This is a genomic window from Klebsiella sp. TF21-TM (genome assembly GCF_019753495.1).
Taxonomy (GTDB): Bacteria; Pseudomonadota; Gammaproteobacteria; order Enterobacterales; family Enterobacteriaceae; genus Klebsiella; species Klebsiella quasipneumoniae.
This window is the reverse complement of the sequence record NZ_JAIJYL010000075.1, coordinates 1-3,516: the sequence shown is the minus strand read 5'-3', so window position 1 is coordinate 3,516 and position 3,516 is coordinate 1. Positions and strand designations below refer to the sequence as shown.

Sequence of the window (3,516 nt, the reverse complement as noted above, 5' to 3'; positions counted from 1 at the left end):
GGAACGGTCTGCGTTGTCGGGAAGATGCGTGATCTGATCCTTCAACTCAGCAAAAGTTCGATTTATTCAACAAAGCCCGGAATCGCTCACGTTGAGTCGGACTGAGTCCATGTCGGTAAACCTCATCAGAATCACAGCGGGGACAATGGACAGTTACGGTAGCCATGGAAATGCCTCAAAAAAGGGCAGGGTATCATAAAATCCAACCATTCAGAGGCATCACCAACAATCGTATTCCGTTATGCCAAGAGCTATTTATTTCCAGTCGCTATGTGTCATGAAATGGGTGCTTTTTTGTTAAAACGCTGATGCATGACGTTTATGTTATCTGGGAAACTTTATTTTTAAGAGTGAAAAAAAACGTCCACGGTCAATGGACGGACTGAAAATTCAGTATGGTATATTACACCTTCCAGAAGATAAATTTTCACAAATCAATGATTGATGTTGTGATTTTTGTCACAATTCAAGGTCGGTATAGAAAAATAGAATTACTAAAATGTCAAATCTTGAGACTTGCTTCACATTAATATCATATTTATGGGCATTAATGGTGTGTGTTGATAAAGTAATGTAAAGAAATGTGATGGCGAATTGGTTTCTGAATTATTGATTTATTTTATGCTCCGTAATAAATCTGGCATATCTTTTTGACAGATTTTCATACAAAAGAAACAACAACTCAGGAGCACATTGTATGTTTAAACATGCTTTTGCAATATTACAACAAATCGGTAAGTCATTGATGTTACCTGTATCAGTGTTGCCAATCGCAGGAATACTATTGGGGGTAGGTGCTGCTAATCTGAGTTGGTTACCATCCGTGGTCTCACATGTGATGGCTGAGGCTGGCGGATCGGTCTTTTCAAATTTACCAATCATTTTCTCCATCGGTATAGCGCTTGGTTTTACGCACAATGATGGTGTGGCAGCACTTGCTGCGGTCGTTGCCTATGGGATTATGGCTAAAACGATGTCAGTCGTTGCGCCGCTTATGTTGCATCTGTCTGCAGAAGAGGTAGCAGCAAATCATTTGGCTGATACCGGGGTACTAGGGGGGATTATTGCGGGCGCTGTTGCTGCATATATGTTTAACCGTTTCTACCGTATTAAACTTCCAGATTACCTTGGCTTCTTTGCGGGTAAACGGTTTGTTCCTATCATTTCGGGACTTACGGCTATTGTGCTAGGGGTTCTGCTGTCATTTATATGGCCTCCAGTTGGAAGTGCAATACAGAATTTTTCTGAATGGGCTGCCTATCAGAACCCGGTACTTGCTTTTACTATTTATGGTTTTGTTGAACGGTGTCTGGTTCCTTTCGGTCTCCATCACATCTGGAATTTCCCTTTCATGATGGAAGTCGGTCAGTATACCAATGCAGCAGGTCAGGTCTTTCATGGTGACATTCCTCGTTATATGGCTGGTGATCCTTCTGCGGGTATGTTGTCGGGGGGATTCCTTTTCAAAATGTTTGGACTCCCTGCTGCAGCCATTGCTATTTGGCATTCAGCAAAACCTGAGAATCGTGCTAAAGTTGGCGGTATTATGATCTCTGCCGCATTGACTTCATTCTTGACGGGGATTACAGAACCGATTGAGTTTGCATTCATGTTTGTAGCCCCTGTTCTCTATATCATCCATGCTATTCTTGCCGGGTTAGCTTTTCCTATCTGTATTTTGTTGGGGATGCGTGATGGGACATCGTTCTCGCATGGGTTGATTGATTTTATTGTTCTGTCAGGAAACAGTAGTAAGCTTTGGCTGTTCCCGATTGTCGGAGCAGGTTATGCGGTCATTTACTACACAGTCTTCCGAGTACTGATTAAGATGCTTGATCTGAAAACTCCGGGGCGTGAAGATGTGACTGAAGACAGTAAATCTGGTTTAAGAAGTGAAATGGCACCCGCTTTAATCAGTGCTTTTGGTGGGAAAGAAAATATTACCAATCTTGATGCTTGTATTACACGGTTACGCGTTAGCGTGGCCGATATATCTAAAGTTAATCAGGGGGACCTGAAAAAATTAGGGGCAGCAGGTGTTGTAGTGGCTGGTTCGGGTGTACAGGCTATTTTTGGTACCCGCTCTGACAACCTTAAAACAGAAATGGATGAGCATATGCGGTCATGGACAACCTGATCCAGTAATTTTACATTAAGTATAAATGAGGAGGTGTAAGTCTTTACCCCTCCTCAATTAATAAGATGTAAATAAAATTGATCTTTGAATCCACCTATAAATACAATATAGATCTTATGTAATCAAAGATTTCACTTATCGTGAGTAATGAAAAAATAATTACACGTACATGGATCTAATGGTTTTTTCCTTTGTGAAATTAGTCGCTAACACAAAAAATAAAACGTAAATAACTATGTTGTTTACGTAGAATAAATAGCAAGCCTCCAGTTATGAATAAGGTTAAAGTCGCTTATCTTCATCCATTTTTCGCTTGGAATTCTCAATAGAACAATATGTTATTATGGTTATGATGAGATGTTATATTAATGGTATTTAATAATTTCAAACGTTTGAGTCAGTTTGTCAACGTAAGATTGTTCTGCTCTGTGTGTATAATCATGGACTATATGTAATAATGAAAGACGGTTACACGCATTTCATGTTAAATTGAACAATGTTTCTGGTTATGATAAAGCATCACAATATCTTGAATTTATAGAAAAGATTTTAATACTGGTAACTCATGGGTTAGATGGGGAATAGATGCTATAAAAACAAGGGCATGATTTTTATCGCGTGTTTTATGGATAGCTTTCTGCATCAGGCGTCGTTCGTCACGAGGTATTGGTGCTATGATCGACATCGCTCAGTCCGTTTGGTGATTTGTTTTGATTTGGCGATTGATCAGATCGCACAATCCGGGCTGAGTTCCCTATAAGTGATCTACTATTCTGCACAGCTATTTCGAAATTAACCATATTATTCGTTTTCGTACAGTAAGATTGAAGCGTTCCGTGACGAGCTGCGCCACCGTTAAGGCTTCCGTTATCTAAATCCTGGTCCCTCAAGTCTCTCACACACAGCAGCAGACAGACTGCCTGAGTCATATTTATTCGTACAGTCGCTCTGATCTTTAACAAACAGAACAAAAGTCGTCAGAATCAGAGATACAATTAGGCCCGGTATTAATCCCTTAAAAGCATCCTTAACCCTCTTATCTTGCCTGTACCCCATAATACAAAAGAAAAATATGGGGAATGAATACAGCGCAAAATCCATTATATTAAACAAACCGAAGAACATTACCGGTAACGCCAGAATGGGACCGAAAATGAATGCGATAATGATTGTGACGATATACCCATTCATAAATCACTCCTTAATTAAATGCTGTCGAATTCATTATATGTTGTTCTTATTTAGAATGACAAACTGTATCGGTCAAAATTCCTCAATTAATGAATAATTAGTTACGATGCACGGCTTTGTTGAATAAATCGAACTTTTGCTGAGTTGAAGGATCAGATCACGTATCTTCCCGACAACGCAGACCGTTC

The 3,516-nt window shown here is 39.8% G+C and carries 2 protein-coding genes and 3 pseudogenes; 2 read left to right on the top strand and 3 right to left on the bottom strand.

The window, feature by feature from the left end; genetic code table 11:
• Positions 1–24 precede the first annotated feature (24 nt).
• A pseudogene (locus K5R89_RS27830) lies at positions 25–90 on the top strand (PTS fructose transporter subunit IIB); the annotation flags it as partial.
• A gap of 28 nt (positions 91–118) precedes the next feature.
• On the opposite strand, the pseudogene K5R89_RS27910 reads toward K5R89_RS27830, so the two are convergent.
• A pseudogene (locus K5R89_RS27910) lies at positions 119–166 on the bottom strand (IS1 family transposase); the annotation flags it as partial.
• Positions 167–697: 531 nt separating this feature from the next.
• Here K5R89_RS27910 and ptsG point away from each other — a divergent pair.
• Positions 698–2,137: a PTS glucose transporter subunit IIBC gene (gene ptsG, locus K5R89_RS26740; protein WP_064175101.1), complete on the top strand. Its 1,440-nt coding sequence runs from the start codon at positions 698–700 to the stop codon at positions 2,135–2,137.
• A gap of 601 nt (positions 2,138–2,738) precedes the next feature.
• Here ptsG and K5R89_RS27690 read toward each other — a convergent pair.
• Positions 2,739–2,822, bottom strand: a pseudogene (locus K5R89_RS27690) (hypothetical protein); the annotation flags it as partial.
• A gap of 182 nt (positions 2,823–3,004) precedes the next feature.
• A complete protein-coding gene (locus tag K5R89_RS26735) occupies positions 3,005–3,328 on the bottom strand; it encodes a hypothetical protein (RefSeq protein WP_017899891.1) in 324 nt (107 codons plus the stop codon).
• Positions 3,329–3,516 lie beyond the last annotated feature (188 nt).

Excerpts from the sequence above, each read along its gene's own strand:
- ptsG (WP_064175101.1), top strand. The coding sequence starts at position 698 with ATGTTTAAACATGCTTTTGCAATATTACAACAAATCGGTAAGTCATTG.
- K5R89_RS26735 (WP_017899891.1), bottom strand. The coding sequence starts at position 3,328 with ATGAATGGGTATATCGTCACAATCATTATCGCATTCATTTTCGGTCCC.